Annotated in this window: 15 protein-coding genes; 12 read left to right on the top strand and 3 right to left on the bottom strand. The window is 39.7% G+C overall.

Going from position 1 to position 13,821, the window contains the following annotated elements; all coding sequences use genetic code 11:
• Positions 1–6: 6 nt before the first annotated feature.
• Genes purB through rfaD form a run of 8 tightly spaced genes read left to right on the top strand, consistent with a single transcriptional unit; the run spans position 7 to position 7,619 of the window.
• Complete coding sequence (purB, locus tag QOL23_RS01080; protein ID WP_283399731.1) at positions 7–1,326, top strand: adenylosuccinate lyase; 1,320 nt, start codon at positions 7–9, stop codon at positions 1,324–1,326.
• 26 nt (positions 1,327–1,352) lie between these two features.
• On the top strand, positions 1,353–3,143 hold the full coding sequence (aspS, locus tag QOL23_RS01075; protein WP_283399730.1) for an aspartate--tRNA ligase: 1,791 nt from the start codon (positions 1,353–1,355) through the stop codon (positions 3,141–3,143).
• A 10-nt stretch (positions 3,144–3,153) separates the two neighbouring features.
• Complete coding sequence (locus QOL23_RS01070; RefSeq protein ID WP_283399729.1) at positions 3,154–3,561, top strand: PaaI family thioesterase; 408 nt, start codon at positions 3,154–3,156, stop codon at positions 3,559–3,561.
• Positions 3,558–4,664: a hypothetical protein gene (locus QOL23_RS01065; RefSeq protein ID WP_283399728.1), complete on the top strand. Its 1,107-nt coding sequence runs from the start codon at positions 3,558–3,560 to the stop codon at positions 4,662–4,664. The genes QOL23_RS01070 and QOL23_RS01065 overlap by 4 nt, the downstream gene beginning before the upstream one ends.
• The gene (locus QOL23_RS01060; RefSeq protein ID WP_283399727.1) at positions 4,654–5,340 is read left to right on the top strand and encodes a YggS family pyridoxal phosphate-dependent enzyme; all 687 of its coding nucleotides are present in this window, start codon (positions 4,654–4,656) and stop codon (positions 5,338–5,340) included. Before QOL23_RS01065 ends, QOL23_RS01060 begins: the two co-directional genes overlap by 11 nt.
• Before the next feature lie 9 nt (positions 5,341–5,349).
• Positions 5,350–6,354 carry a 3-dehydroquinate synthase II gene (locus QOL23_RS01055; RefSeq protein WP_283399726.1) on the top strand — a complete coding sequence of 335 codons (1,005 nt, stop codon included), beginning with the start codon at positions 5,350–5,352 and terminating at the stop codon, positions 6,352–6,354.
• A 9-nt stretch (positions 6,355–6,363) separates the two neighbouring features.
• Positions 6,364–6,681 carry a hypothetical protein gene (locus tag QOL23_RS01050; RefSeq protein ID WP_283399725.1) on the top strand — a complete coding sequence of 106 codons (318 nt, stop codon included), beginning with the start codon at positions 6,364–6,366 and terminating at the stop codon, positions 6,679–6,681.
• A complete protein-coding gene (gene rfaD / locus QOL23_RS01045; protein WP_283399724.1) occupies positions 6,678–7,619 on the top strand; it encodes an ADP-glyceromanno-heptose 6-epimerase in 942 nt (313 codons plus the stop codon). The genes QOL23_RS01050 and rfaD overlap by 4 nt, the downstream gene beginning before the upstream one ends.
• Positions 7,620–7,638: 19 nt before the next feature.
• Here rfaD and QOL23_RS01040 read toward each other — a convergent pair whose 3' ends face one another.
• Positions 7,639–8,136 (bottom strand): ferritin-like domain-containing protein, encoded by a 498-nt coding sequence (locus QOL23_RS01040; protein ID WP_283399723.1) that lies wholly within the window; start codon positions 8,134–8,136, stop codon positions 7,639–7,641.
• Positions 8,137–8,197: 61 nt separating this feature from the next.
• Positions 8,198–8,827: a phosphoribosylanthranilate isomerase gene (locus tag QOL23_RS01035; protein ID WP_283399722.1), complete on the bottom strand. Its 630-nt coding sequence runs from the start codon at positions 8,825–8,827 to the stop codon at positions 8,198–8,200.
• A gap of 93 nt (positions 8,828–8,920) precedes the next feature.
• Here QOL23_RS01035 and QOL23_RS01030 point away from each other — a divergent pair, with 93 nt between their 5' ends.
• Genes QOL23_RS01030 through secG form a run of 4 tightly spaced genes read left to right on the top strand, consistent with a single transcriptional unit; the run spans position 8,921 to position 12,969 of the window.
• On the top strand, positions 8,921–10,615 hold the full coding sequence (locus tag QOL23_RS01030) for an HD-GYP domain-containing protein (protein WP_283399721.1): 1,695 nt from the start codon (positions 8,921–8,923) through the stop codon (positions 10,613–10,615).
• A 49-nt stretch (positions 10,616–10,664) separates the two neighbouring features.
• The gene (gene clpX / locus QOL23_RS01025; RefSeq protein WP_283399720.1) at positions 10,665–11,900 is read left to right on the top strand and encodes an ATP-dependent Clp protease ATP-binding subunit ClpX; all 1,236 of its coding nucleotides are present in this window, start codon (positions 10,665–10,667) and stop codon (positions 11,898–11,900) included.
• Positions 11,901–11,914: 14 nt separating this feature from the next.
• Entirely contained in the window at positions 11,915–12,667 is a 753-nt protein-coding gene (tpiA, locus tag QOL23_RS01020; protein WP_283399719.1) for a triose-phosphate isomerase, read from the top strand.
• The gene (gene secG, locus QOL23_RS01015) at positions 12,667–12,969 is read left to right on the top strand and encodes a preprotein translocase subunit SecG (RefSeq protein ID WP_283399718.1); all 303 of its coding nucleotides are present in this window, start codon (positions 12,667–12,669) and stop codon (positions 12,967–12,969) included. The genes tpiA and secG overlap by 1 nt, the downstream gene beginning before the upstream one ends.
• Here secG and purU read toward each other — a convergent pair whose 3' ends face one another.
• Positions 12,970–13,821 carry a formyltetrahydrofolate deformylase gene (gene purU / locus QOL23_RS01010; RefSeq protein ID WP_283399717.1) on the bottom strand — a complete coding sequence of 284 codons (852 nt, stop codon included), beginning with the start codon at positions 13,819–13,821 and terminating at the stop codon, positions 12,970–12,972. It abuts the gene before it with no gap.

Here is a 13,821-nt window from a genome sequence, read left to right as displayed (position 1 = left end):
GGAAAAATGATACCCAGATACACTCTACCTGAGATGGGAAAGATTTGGGACGAGCAGAACAAGTTGAGAAACTGGCTGAAAGTGGAAGTTGCTGCGTGCGAAGCCTGGTCTGAAATAGGAAAAATCCCCACCGAAGCCGTCAAAACCCTGAAAGAAAAGTTAAAGCCCTACCTTGAAGGCGAAAAAGACTTTGACATTCAAAGGATAAACGAGATAGAATCTGTAACCAACCACGATGTCATTGCTTTTCTCACCTACATAAAGGAGATTGTCGGCGACGAGGCTAAATACCTTCACTTCGGCATGACCTCTTCCGACATGCTTGATACAGCCTTTGCCCTACAGATAAAGCAGGCTGGCGAGCTCATACTCAAAGATATAAAAAAGGTTATGGAAGCTATAAAGAAGAGAGCTTTTGAACATAGATACACCGTTATGATAGGTAGGACCCACGGCATTCACGCAGAGCCGATTACTTTCGGTTTAAAGCTTGCCATCTGGTATGACGAGATGAGGAGAAACTACGAAAGGGTGAGGGCTGCCGTTGAAAGAGCGGCTGTCGGTAAGATTTCTGGCGCCGTTGGAACGTTTGCAAACATAGACCCAAGAGTGGAAGAGATTACCTGTAAAAGGCTTGGAATAAAGCACGCAAACGCTTCCAATCAGGTAGTTCAGAGGGATAGACACGCTGAATTCTTAAATGCCCTTGCTTTAACGGCTTCTTCAATAGAAAAGTTTGCAACAGAAATCAGACATCTTCAGAGAACAGAAGTCCGCGAAGTTGAAGAACCTTTCAGAAAAGGTCAAAAAGGCTCTTCTGCCATGCCCCACAAGAGAAACCCGATACTTTCAGAAAGGCTCTGCGGGCTTGCAAGAGTCGTAAGGAGCGCTTCAATCGTTGGAATGGAAAACGTTCCCCTCTGGCACGAAAGGGACATTTCCCACTCTTCCACAGAAAGAACAATCTTCCCTGACGCCTGCATAGCTTTAGATTACATGCTTCAAAAGTTTGCAAACCTTATGGAGAACTTAGTTGTCTATCCCGAAAACATGCTCAAGAACCTCAACCTCTTAAGGGGGCTTGTTTTCTCTCAAAGAGTTCTTCTCACTCTCATAGAAAAGGGAGGGCTTTCAAGGGAAGACGCTTACGCAATCGTTCAAGAAAACGCAATGAAAGTCTGGAACGAAGGCGCTGACTTTAAAGAACTTCTTAAGAAAGACGAAAGGGTTAAAAAGGTGCTTTCTGACGAAGAGATTGAGAAAATTTTTGACCTTTCCTACCACACAAAGAACGTTGACTACATATTCAAGAGAGTTTTCGGTTAGAGAAAAACGGACAAGGAGTAGAAAGAATGCTTGAGCATCTTGGAGAGTTTGAAAGAACCTGCTACTGCGGTGAAGTTAATACAGATTATTTAGGCAAAAAAGTGAAGGTTGCCGGCTGGGTTGACAGCACCAGAGACCACGGCGGCGTTGTATTTGTTGACTTAAGGGATAGAACCGGCAAAGTTCAGGTTGTCTTTTCACCTGAAATAAGCGAAGAGCTTGTAGAGAGGGCTAAAAAGTTAAGGCACGAGTTTGTAATAGCAGTAGAGGGAGAGGTCAGAAGGAGACCGCCGGGAACGGAAAACCCGAAACTAAAAACCGGCGAAATTGAGATATACGTTGAAAAGCTTTTAATTCTGAACAAGTCTCTTCCTCTTCCGTTTCCGATAGAAGACGAAATAAAAGTAGGAGAAGACGTTCGCCTTCGCTATCGCTTTCTTGACCTGAGAAGAAAGAAAATGGCAGAAAACATCTTCTTCCGCCACAAACTTTACCAGTTAACGAGAGAAGTGTTTAACGAAGAAGGTTTTATAGAAGTTGAAACCCCCTACCTTACAAAAAGCACCCCTGAAGGAGCGAGAGACTTTTTAGTTCCAAGCAGAATCTATCCGGGCAAGTTCTACGCTCTGCCCCAGTCACCGCAGCTTTTCAAGCAGATATTGATGGTTGCCGGTATTGACAGGTATTACCAGATAGCAAGGTGCTTCAGGGACGAAGATTTAAGGGCAGACAGGCAGCCGGAGTTTACCCAGATAGACTTTGAGATGTCCTTTGTTAAAGAAAGAGATGTGATGAACGTTGCTGAAAAGCTTTTAAGAAAGCTGTATAAGGAGTTTTTAGGCATTGAGATAGGTGAAATTCCCGTTATGAGTTACGACGAGGCGATGGAGAGGTTCGGAACCGACAGACCGGACACCCGCTTTGGACTTGAGCTGAAAGACATTACAGACATTGCCGCTAACTGTAACTTCAAGGTTTTTAGGACTGTTGCTGAAAACGGCGGGATAGTTAAGGCGATTAACTTCAAAGGCGGTGCCAAGCTTTCAAGAAAAGAAATTGACGACTTAACGAAGTTTGTTGGTGTTTACGGTGCTAAAGGTCTTGCCTGGATTAAAGTTCTACCGGAAGGGTTGCAGTCGCCTATCGTTAAGTTCTTTACAGAAGGCGAAATGAACAAAATTCTTGAAAGGCTTGAAGCAGAAGTGGGAGATATTCTCTTCTTCGTTGCCGATAAAAAGGATGTTGTGAACGCTGCGCTTTCTAACCTGAGATTAAAGCTTGGGAAGATGGTTGGGCTTATTGATGAGAGTAGGGTTGATGTGTTGTGGGTGGTGGATTTTCCGATGTTTGAGTGGAACGAAGATGAAAACAGGTGGGAAGCCCTTCACCACCCGTTTACCAGTCCGAAAGAGGAAGACATTGAAAAGCTGCTTGACAATCCAGCAGAAGCGAGGGCGAGAGCATACGATATGGTTCTCAACGGCGTTGAGATAGGCGGCGGAAGTATCCGTATTCACAGAGAAGACGTTCAGGAAAAGGTATTTAAAGTAATAGGACTTTCTGAAGAAGAAGCAAAAGAAAGGTTTGGATTTTTACTTGATGCCCTGAAATACGGTGCTCCCCCTCACGGCGGTATGGCGTTCGGACTTGATAGACTCTGCGCCATTATGAGAGGAGAGGAATCTATTAGAGACGTTATAGCCTTTCCGAAAACTCAAAGGGGTCAGTGCCTTCTCACAGGCGCACCCGATACCGTTAGACCCGAACAGCTTTCAGAACTTCACATTTCTGTTGAAACTAAAGAGGAGGGAGAATAATTTCGCTGTTATGGAGAAAGAGTTAATCAGAGATAACTTTTGTTTCGTTTGCGGTAAGGATAATCCAAAAGGTATGCACCTTTCTTTTCAAAAATTGGAAGATAGGGTTTACGCTAAGTTTTCCCTTTCTCATTACTACCAGGGTTACGAAAATGTTATTCACGGTGGGATAATTGCGCTCATACTTGATGAGGCTATGGCTTACCTTCAGACTTATGAAGAGCGGTTTTTAACAGGTAAGTTGACTGTGAAGTATCACGCTCCTTTACTTGCAGGAGAAGAAGTGGAAGTTTTTGCCGAAGTTAAAGAAGATAGAAAACGCTTTAAAGTTACCAGGGCTGAGATAGTCAGAGTTTCTGATAGAAAGAAGATAGCAGAAGCAGAAGCTTTGATGTTTATTTTAAAGGAGAAGGAATGAGACTTTTAATGCAGTTGTTTCTTCTATTACTTCCCCTATCGGCAGTTTCTCAGGAGTTTACCGTTTTAACAGATGCAACTTCTTTAAGGACGCTTCCAGATAGAGAAGAGATTGTAGGAACTTTAAGTAAAGGATATTCTCAACCGCTTTTGGCTAAGTTTGAGTTTTGGGCAAAAGGTGAAAATGGCTGGGTAAATCTTGATTTTGCAGATTATTTCCAACCTCTCTTTTTAAAAACGGGTGAATTAACCCTGAAAATCTTCCGTGTTGAAAGTGGTGTTACTGCAGATACAGATAATGGGACAGTTTACATACCTGCTGATTCTGTAATTATTGTGGCAAAAGAAGGAAAGGATTACGTTGTAGGTAGCTTTAAAGGGCAAGGAGTAAAGGTAAGTAAAAGTTTCGGCAATGAGGAGGAAAAGACCTTTGACGTTTCTGTTTTGACTTCTCCTGTTACTCTTGTCTCTGATTATGGTTACGAGAGTATAAGTCTTAAGGCAGGAATTCCCTTACTGATTGCTGATGATGGAGAAGTTCTTTATAACGGTGCTTTTTGGACGGTAAGAAGGGAGAATGATAGTGAAAGTTATTTTGATAAAGAGCAACTTATTTCTACCTTAAATCACTTAATAGACATTTATAACAGCGCAAAGTTTTCTTCTCCAATAGCGGAGAGATTGGGCTATTACGTAAAAACTATGCCTTTAACAGATGAAGATGTTTCCTTAATCAACACCGCTTCCGGTAGAGGAATTATAATTAGATTGAAACACAGGTTTTTTATGAACGATGGAAAACCTATTAATGATAGAAAAACCCGCTTAATACTAAAAAAATCAAACTTTGACTTTTGGCTTAAACTTGCTAAATCCTGTTTTGATAACGGTATCAATAAGTTTGTTGAAATAGAAGTTTATAGGTATGACCCTGATAAAGAAGGTTACGACAAGCAGGGGTTTGTAGCTGTAAGTTATCACCTTTATAAAGCGGGTAAGTACGATAACTACGATGATTTTCTAAAATACTCCGATTCTGACTTAAACGATGACTTGTGGTTCTTTGCTGATGAGGTTTACGAGAGGATAGAAGATGGGAATTAAGGAGAACGTTTTACGCATTTTTGAAAGAATAGAGAGAGCCTGTGAACGTAGCGGTAGAGATGTTTCTTTGGTTAAGTTGCTGGCAGCTTCTAAAACGAGAAGTCCTGAGGAGATAAAAGAAGCTTTTGAAGCTGGTATAAAACTCTTTGGTGAAAATAGAGTTCAAGAAGCAAGAGATAAAATCCCCGTTCTCTCTTCCCTTCCAATAGAGTGGCACTTGATAGGACATCTTCAAACCAATAAAGTGAAGTATGCGGTTGACCTTTTTCACTGCATAGAAACGGTAGATAGAAAGTCTTTGGTAGATGAACTTGACAAGAGGCTTTCAAAAAAAGGAAAGGTAATGCCAGTGTTAATAGAAGTAAAACTTTCGCCGGAAGAAACTAAACATGGTTGTTTACCTGAAGATGTAGATTCTTTGGTTGATTATGTTTTATCTAAAGATACTTTGGAACTAAAAGGATTGATGACAGTTCCTCCTTATTTTGAAGATTTGGAAAAGGTGCGTCCTTATTTTGCTCAATTAAGAGATATTAGAGATAGATTAGAGCAAAAGTTTGGCTTACAGTTGCCAGAGCTTTCTATGGGAATGTCTCATGATTTTGAAATAGCCATAGAAGAGGGTGCTACAATTGTCAGAATAGGAAGTGCAATATTTGGTGAAAGAAAGTATTAGGAGGGATTAATGAAGAAACAGCTTATTGTCTACGTGAAAGACCCGTCTAACAAGAAAATTGTTACTTCTGCCCTTGAATCTGGTGTTTTCGCTTTACTTCTTGATAAACCTGAAAGTAAGAAAGTTAAGCAGCTTGCCAGAGTTAAAACTATAGCGCCAGATGGTGATTTTAAGTTAGGTGAGGATTTTATTATTGTTGAGATAAAAGGTAAGGAAGATGAAGAAAGAGCAGCTTCTCTTTTAAAAGCTGGTAAAAACGTTATAGTTAAAACTACTGATTGGACCATTATTCCTCTTGAAAACTTATTAGCCCAGGGTGATAACGTTTACGCTTGGGTTAGGAATGCTGAAGAAGCGGAGACGGCAATAACAATTTTGGAGAAAGGGGTTAAAGGCGTTGTGCTTGATACGGAAGATGTTAACGAGATAAAAGCGGCAGGGCAGGCTATAAATCTTCAAGGAGAAAACGTGAAGCTTGAAACTGCGACGATAAAACGCGTTAAACCGATTGGAATGTGCGACAGGGTTTGCATAGATACCTGTTCCAATATGGTAAGAGGTGAAGGGGCTCTTGTAGGTAATTCTTCTGCCGGTATGTTTTTGGTTCATGCCGAAACGGAATCTAACCCGTACGTTGCAGCAAGACCTTTTAGGGTGAATGCTGGTGCTGTTCATATGTACGTTAGGCTTCCGGGCGGGAAGACGAAGTACTTAGCAGAGATTGAAAGTGGTGATGAGATAATGATTTATAACTATAAGGGAGAAGGAAGAATCGCCTACGTTGGAAGGGCGAAGATAGAGAAGAGACCGATGTTGTTGATAGAAGCGGAAACTAAGGAAGGAAAGAAAGTTTCAGCTATTCTTCAGAATGCAGAGACTATAAGGCTTACAAAACCCGATGGAACTCCTATTTCTGTGGTTGACCTTAAGGAAGGCGATGAAGTTTTAGCCTACACTGAAGAACCTGGAAGGCATTTTGGAATGAAAGTTAAAGAAAGTATAGTAGAAAAATAGGAGGCTGATATGCCTGCTGGAGATGAGTTTTTTAGAGAGCTTATGGCAGATGCGCTCGGTAAGAGTTCAGAAGAGTTATCAGAAATTTTGGGTGAGGCGGGAAATATTTGTGATATTTTCGTTCAAAAAGTTTATAGAGATGAGTCAATGAAGCAGTTTGATTGGGGCGTTTCCGTTTTGATTTTTGAAGGAGATGAGTTAGTTGAATCCTCAACTTATGCAAAGTTCCACAAGTGGAGTCTTGCGAGAAGGTATGCTTATGCTCTTGCTGACTTTTTTAAGTCAAAGGGCTATGAAACTCACGTAAAGGGAGAAGTAGGAGAATGAGAGTTTTAGTAACTGGGGGAGCAGGATTTATTGGGAGTAATTTGGTAAAAGAGCTGTCTAAAAGATTTCCCGACTGGGAGATTTTTGTTTTGGATGATTTTTCTTCAGGTCATTTTAAGAATTTAATAGGGTTTGACGGAGAAATAATTACAGGTTCTCTTACCGATTGGGATTTGCTTGAATCGCTTGAAGATTACAACTTTGATGTTGTTTTCCATCAGGCGGCAAATGCAAACACTACAGAGACTGACCAGAAAAAAGTTATGGAAGTAAACTACGAATCGTTTAAATATTTTCTTAACCTTGCAATTAGCGGAACTTCCATAATTTACGCTTCCTCTGCTGCCGTTTACGGTAATACTCCGGCGCCTATGAAGGTTTATAGCAACTTAAGTCCTGAGAATATCTACGGTTTCTCAAAATATGCCATGGATATGTTGACTCTTAAGCTTCTGAAAGAATACCCTAATGCTAAAGTTGTAGGACTCAGATATTTTAACGTTTACGGTCCGGGAGAAACTTATAAAGGAAAAATGGCAAGCATGGTGCTCCAGCTTACCGTTCAGATTTTAAAAGGTAAAAGACCTCGTTTGTTTAAGTGGGGCGAGCAGAAGAGAGATTTTGTTTACGTTGCTGATTGTGTTGAAGCAAACATAAAGGCTTTTGAATCTGAGAAAAGTGGAATAGTTAACGTGGGGACGGGAAGAGCAAGAAGTTTTAATGAAGTTGTTGACGTTATAAAGAGAACTTTAGATGTTGATGTAGATACTGAATACTTTGATAATCCTTACGACTTTTATCAAAACTACACAGAGGCTGATTTGACTGAAACTGAAGAAATTTTGGGCTGGAAGCCGAGTATTCAAATAGAGGAAGGTATTCCACTATATATTGATTGGATTAAAGAAAACGTTAATTGGGAGAAGTTGCCTTATTAAAAGAGGTAGGGAAAATCCCCTACCTCAAGAATTTCATGTTTTCTAAATCCTCAAGTAGTCCCTGTAAATCTTCTTCGTGTTCCATTTCGTCGGTCATTATCTGCAGGGTTAAGTTGTAGGTAACCGGGTCTATATCTTTGCAGAAATTCATTATTTTATTGTAAGTGTCTATGGCGCATTGTTCTCCTTTGATGTTTTGGATTAATAACTCTTTAACGAACGGGTTTTCTGGAGCGTCGTATCCGCAGTTTGTTAATTCAAACCATTTCTTTGGTGTTAGAACCGGTGTTCCACCTAATTCCATTATTCTCATAACCAACATGTCTGCATGTCTAAGTTCATCACCGGCGTGTTGAACTAATTCTGCGGCGACGGAGGCTTTCATAGGACCTTTCACCACTTTTGAACCAATCCAATATTGATAATATGCGAGCCATTCATCGCATAGAGCCTTGTTGAGTAGTTCTACAATTCTTTCTCTGTGTTCTCCTACCAATTCCTGTGCTTTTCTTCCCATAATGTCTCCTTTAAGATTACGTTATATTCTTGAACTTAAACCTTATTTTCCGTATTGCAAATTAGCTGCACTTTGCAATTTTTATGAATTCACTTATCTTTTGTGGGTCTTTCCTTCCCGGAGTTTTTTCAACTCCGCTACTTACGTCTACGCAGTACGGATTAACTATTGAAATTGCTTCTCTTACGTTTTCTGGTTTTAACCCTCCGGATAGGATTATCGGTAATTCTGGGTATCTTTCTTTTACAGCTTTTGCAATGTTCCAGTCAAAAGGTTCTCCTGTTCCGCCATAAACTCTGCTGGAATAGGTATCAAGGAGAATGGCTTTTACCTTACCTATGTAGTTTTCAATAATGTTTATTTCTTCTATGTTTTTGAACCTAAATACCTTTATAACTCTTTCGGGTCCTACGTATTCGCAGTCTTCTGGTGTTTCATCTCCGTGTAGTTGTGCGTAATCTAAGTGTGCGTAACTAAGGATTTCTAAAACGTTGCGGGGATTTTCGTTGACAAAAACACCTACCTTTGAAATAAAAGGAGGTAGCTGAGATGTTATGTGTCTTACATCTATAGGTTTAATATACCTTTTGCTCTTGGAATACATTATAAAGCCTAAAATGTCTGCCCCTCTATTAATACTAATTAGTGCGTCTTCCAAGTTTGTTATTCCGCAGATTTTGACTCTTACCATTTAGACCTCCAAAATCTTAACTAATTGTTATCCTAATTTCTTTATATTTTATAAAGATTTTTAGTAAAATTTCTATTAGTTGAGGTAATATGAATGAATGCATTAGGGTTAACGGAGCTACTATCGTTCAATGATAGAAATAAGCTTTTTGCCATTTTAAACCTTGCAGTTGCTGTTCTTTTAGCTATAACCTTCTTCATAGAAATTATCCTAAGTTATATTTCAGGAAGTATATCAACATATGACGCTTTGAAAAACTTGTTCCTTTACTATTTTGTTCCAGGCACTGTTCAGTTAATCGTTTCACATTTTATTTTTCACAAAAATACTTCTAAGCTTGCTCCTTTAGTTTTTGCTGCACCTGTTTTGGCAGCGCTTATCAACGTTCTTTTTAACACGCATATTATTTTTATAACGGAGCTGTACTTTATAACGATAAACTTGCTTTATATAGCTTTCTACGGTTGGAAGACGTGGCTGGTAGGTGTTTATCTGCTGATGCTGGCTCTTATAGTTGCTGGTACTTGGTCCCTTTTTCCTCTTCAGGAAAGGATATTTTTCCTTTTTTCGCTTTTATTTCTTTTGGTTTTTTCTTCGTTGGTAGGAATAGCTATTAATATGGCTATGAAATTCTTAGAGGTGGAAAGGTTTTCGCGGGAAATTTACAAACTTCAAGATAGGAATGAACTACTTTCCTTTTTAGTTAAAATGTTTTCAGCTTTAAAGATGAATCTTTTATCTGTCAGTTGTAAAGGGGAAGAGTTGAAGCTTTCTTCTAAGAAGCCCAAAGAAAAGGAGTTTTCTCTTGAAGCAGACGGACTTGAAATAAAACTATCAGCTGATGTAAATCTTTTAGAGGAAAAATTTTTGCTTCCTGCTATAGAGAAAACGCTTTTGCCACCGCTATTAAGCTATAGAAAATTTATTGAAGAGGGCATTAGGAAAAGGGAGTTGTTAGAGCTCCTAATTAAGACTATAGAAATAAGAGACCCTTACACGCGGGGACACTCAGAGAATGTAGCTTACTATTCTGTTGCTTTGGGAGAAGAGATAGGGCTTAAAGATGAGGAGTTGAAAATCCTCTCCAAAGCCGCCCTCCTCCATGATATAGGCAAAATAGCAATTCCCGATAAAATATTGCTTAAACCAACTCCATTAACTTCTTCTGAAAGGGAGATAATAAAACTTCACCCGCAAGTGGGAGCTGAGCTTTTAAAAGGTATGAGTGGTTTTGAGAAAGTTTCGGAAGCTATTAGATATCATCACGAACGTTGGGATGGAAGCGGTTATCCGGAAGGGCTTGTAGGAGAAGAAATTCCGCTCCTTTCAAGAATAATGGCTGTTGCAGACGTTTTTGATGCTGTAACATCGGATAGACCTTATAGAAAGAAATTGTCCGTTGATGAAGCTATAGGGCTTTTGAGAAAAGAACCTCTTGACCCTCAATTAGTAGAGGTTGCAGTTAGACTATTTCCATCTATTTATAGAGAAGAAAAAATAGAAGATATGTTGAAAGAGTCGAAGATAGTTGACCTATACAGAAAAAAAGAGGCTTTAAGTTGTTTTTCATGTGGTAATTGGAGAGAGGAAGATATAGCCGTTTTCGTTATCACGACAGATTTTTTAGAAGATACCGTTAAAAAGATTATGAGATGTTTTGACAGTAAATTCTTTTACGTGGGAGCTATTTCCGATAACCAAATTTTAGTGGTCTGTTCTGTTGATTTGCTGCCTTTTCTCAAAAACGTTTTCACGTCTGTGAAAGGAGAAATAAGGCGACTTGTCTAAAAAAGGAATATATTTATTTGCCTAACAAATTTGCCTTAAGGAGATGGTAATGTTTGAAACGAAAATTCCTGTTAGGAGATGTTCTTTCTGTGGAAGAGATCAGAGTAAAGTTGAGGCTTTGATAACAGGTCCTGGAGGAGTTTCTATCTGTAACTTTTGTATAGATGAGTGCTATCAAATGATTCATGAGAAGGAAGAGAAGAAGAAACCAACTAATTTCAGTATTGAAAAGCTGCCTACACCTAAAGAGATAAAAGAGTTCCTTGACCAATACGTTATAGGGCAGGAAGAAGCTAAAAAAGTTCTCTCTGTAGCCGTTTATAACCACTATAAAAGAATAGCTTCCGGTGGTGCTGTTGACGATGTAGAGATTGAAAAGAGTAACATCTTGCTTATAGGTCCTACAGGTTCAGGAAAGACTTTGCTTGCCCGCTCTCTGGCGAAGCTTCTTGACGTTCCGTTTGCCATTGCTGACGCTACGACTTTAACAGAAGCTGGATACGTTGGCGAAGACGTGGAAAACATACTTTTGAGGCTTATTCAGGCTGCAGATTACGATATTGAGAGAGCTGAAAGAGGAATAATCTACATAGATGAAATAGATAAGATTTCAAGAAAGAGCGAGAATCCCTCAATTACCCGCGACGTTTCCGGTGAAGGCGTTCAGCAGGCACTTCTCAAGATACTTGAAGGGACTGTAGCGAACGTTCCGCCGCAGGGTGGAAGAAAACATCCGCAGCAGCAGTATATTCAAATAGATACCTCTAACATTCTGTTCATTTGCGGTGGTGCTTTTGTAGGACTTGAAGATATTATTGCGCGCCGTATAGGTAAGGGAGCAATGGGATTTACTGCAGATGTTGATAAGAAAAAGATGGAAAGAGACGAACTTCTGAAATACGTTGAGCCTGAAGATTTGGTGAAGTTTGGACTTATTCCAGAGCTTATAGGAAGGCTTCCTGTAATTGCTACTTTGAATGAATTGAAGGAAGAAGACCTTGTTAGGGTTTTGGTAGAGCCTCGTAACGCTCTGGTCAAGCAGTATAAGAAAATGCTTGAACTTGAAGGAGTTGAATTGGAATTTACAGACGAAGCTTTAAGAGAAATAGCGAGAGAAGCTATAAGAAGAAAGACAGGGGCAAGAGGCTTGAGAGCTATAATGGAGAAGATAATGACTGACGTTATGTTTGAAGTTCCTCATAGAAAAGACGTTAAAAAGGTTATAATTGACGCCGAAGCTGTCAAAACCGGTAAACCCAAGTATGAGTTGGTTAAGGCTTCTTAAGTGTGGAGGAGGTTGTGAGAAGGCTTTTAATAGCTGGTAACTGGAAGATGCATAAAACTGTAGGGGAAGCGATAGAGCTTGTGAGGGAGCTGAAAAATTTAGTTTCTGACGTTACCGATAGAGATATTTTGGTGTGTCCACCTTTTACCGCCCTTTATCCCGTTTCGCAGGAGCTAAGAGGCAGTAATATAGATTTAGGCGCGCAGAATATGTTCTATGAGCTTGAAGGAGCTTTTACAGGAGAAATTTCTCCGTTGATGCTAAAGGATGTTGGTTGTTCTTACGTTATATTAGGACACTCAGAGAGAAGACATATTTTCGGTGAAACCGATGAGCTTATTAATAAGAAGGTTCTTTCTGCTTTAGAAAACGGGCTTATTCCTATCCTGTGTGTAGGTGAGACTTTAGAAGATAGAGAATCGGGAAAGACGAAAGAAGTAGTGGAGAGACAGATAAAGGAAGGATTAAAAGGGATATCTTCTGAAGAATTCGTTATAGCTTATGAGCCTGTCTGGGCAATTGGAACCGGCAGGACGGCAACTCCTGAGCAGGCACAAGAAGTTCATGAGTTTATAAGAAGTATTATTGAAGGAATGTTTTCTAAGAATGTTGCAGATAGAGTCAGAATCCTTTACGGCGGAAGCGTTAAGCCGAACAACGCGGCAGATTTACTTGCAATGCCGGATATTGATGGGGCATTGGTTGGTGGCGCAAGCCTGAAGGCAGATAGCTTTTCTAAGATTGTGAAGTTTGATAAGGAGGAGTGATGTTTACGGCACTTTTGATATTTCATGCACTTATAGCTTTGCTTTTGATTATTGTTATTATCATTCAGCCTGGAGCTGATGAAGGTATGGCTATGATGGGAGGCACAGGAACGGGAAGCGCTTTCGGTGCAGATACTGGAGCTGTTCTTACGAAGACTACTGCTATTTTGGGTGCTATCTTTATGCTTAACTCTCTGCTTCTTACGGTTGTAGGAACGAAGATGATGACTTCTAACTCCGTAGTGGAAAAGGTTGTTAAAACGCAGGAGCAAAAAGCACCTGTAAAGCCTGCTAAAAAGTAGTTATTCAAAAATAACGGTTTTATTTCCATAGACTAAGATTTTGTTTTCAAGGTGCCACTTGACAGCCCTTGCTAAGACCAACTTTTCCAAGTCTCTTCCTTTTCTTATCATATCTTCTACGCTGTCTCTGTGGCTTATCCTTACAACGTCCTGCTCTATTATAGGTCCCTGGTCAAGCTCTTCAGTAACGTAGTGACTGGTTGCGCCTATGATTTTTACACCTCTTTCGTATGCTCTGTGATAAGGTTTTGCCCCTACAAAGGCTGGAAGGAACGAATGGTGAATGTTTATTATTCTGTTTCTGTATTGTTTTACGAAGTTGTCGCTGAGAATCTGCATGTATCTTGCTAAAATTATGAGGTCTATGCTGTTTTCTCTTAAGATTTTTAATTCTTCTTTTTCAACTTCTAACTTGTTGTCTTTGTTTTTGGGAAAGTGAAAAAAAGGAACGCCAAACATCTCGGCTATCGGTTTTAAATCTTCGTGGTTGCTTATAACCATTTTCAGGTTGCCTTTCAGTTCGCCAGCTTTGAAACGGTATAGTAGTTCATATAGGCAATGGTCGTATTTTGAGACAAATATTGCTACGTTCTGAACTTCTGAGCTGAAGTGTAGTGAAAAGTCCATATGGAATTTATCTGCTATGGGTTTAAACGCTTCCTTTATCTTTTCTTTTTCTATTTGAAAGCCGTTTAAATCCCATTCAATCCTCATGAAGAATATCTGTTTTTGGGAGTCTATGTGCTGGTCTGCATTGATTATGTTTCCGTTGTTTTTTGATATAAATCCGGTAACTTCTGAAAGAATTCCTTTCCTGTCAGGACAGGATATTAATAACGTTGCTGTTTCCAT

This window comes from Desulfurobacterium pacificum (genome assembly GCF_900182835.1).
GTDB classification, from domain to species: domain Bacteria; phylum Aquificota; class Aquificia; order Desulfurobacteriales; family Desulfurobacteriaceae; genus Desulfurobacterium_B; species Desulfurobacterium_B pacificum.
This window is presented reverse-complemented; position numbering and strand designations above follow the sequence as displayed.

Bases quoted from the DNA above. Each gene is read 5' to 3' on its own strand.
- purB (WP_283399731.1), top strand. From the start codon at position 7: ATGATACCCAGATACACTCTACCTGAGATGGGAAAGATTTGGGACGAG.
- aspS (WP_283399730.1), top strand. From the start codon at position 1,353: ATGCTTGAGCATCTTGGAGAGTTTGAAAGAACCTGCTACTGCGGTGAA.
- QOL23_RS01070 (WP_283399729.1), top strand. From the start codon at position 3,154: ATGGAGAAAGAGTTAATCAGAGATAACTTTTGTTTCGTTTGCGGTAAG.
- QOL23_RS01065 (WP_283399728.1), top strand. From the start codon at position 3,558: ATGAGACTTTTAATGCAGTTGTTTCTTCTATTACTTCCCCTATCGGCA.
- QOL23_RS01060 (WP_283399727.1), top strand. From the start codon at position 4,654: ATGGGAATTAAGGAGAACGTTTTACGCATTTTTGAAAGAATAGAGAGA.
- QOL23_RS01055 (WP_283399726.1), top strand. From the start codon at position 5,350: ATGAAGAAACAGCTTATTGTCTACGTGAAAGACCCGTCTAACAAGAAA.
- QOL23_RS01050 (WP_283399725.1), top strand. From the start codon at position 6,364: ATGCCTGCTGGAGATGAGTTTTTTAGAGAGCTTATGGCAGATGCGCTC.
- rfaD (WP_283399724.1), top strand. From the start codon at position 6,678: ATGAGAGTTTTAGTAACTGGGGGAGCAGGATTTATTGGGAGTAATTTG.
- QOL23_RS01040 (WP_283399723.1), bottom strand. From the start codon at position 8,136: ATGGGAAGAAAAGCACAGGAATTGGTAGGAGAACACAGAGAAAGAATT.
- QOL23_RS01035 (WP_283399722.1), bottom strand. From the start codon at position 8,827: ATGGTAAGAGTCAAAATCTGCGGAATAACAAACTTGGAAGACGCACTA.
- QOL23_RS01030 (WP_283399721.1), top strand. From the start codon at position 8,921: ATGAATGCATTAGGGTTAACGGAGCTACTATCGTTCAATGATAGAAAT.
- clpX (WP_283399720.1), top strand. From the start codon at position 10,665: ATGTTTGAAACGAAAATTCCTGTTAGGAGATGTTCTTTCTGTGGAAGA.
- secG (WP_283399718.1), top strand. From the start codon at position 12,667: ATGTTTACGGCACTTTTGATATTTCATGCACTTATAGCTTTGCTTTTG.
- purU (WP_283399717.1), bottom strand. From the start codon at position 13,821: ATGGAAACAGCAACGTTATTAATATCCTGTCCTGACAGGAAAGGAATT.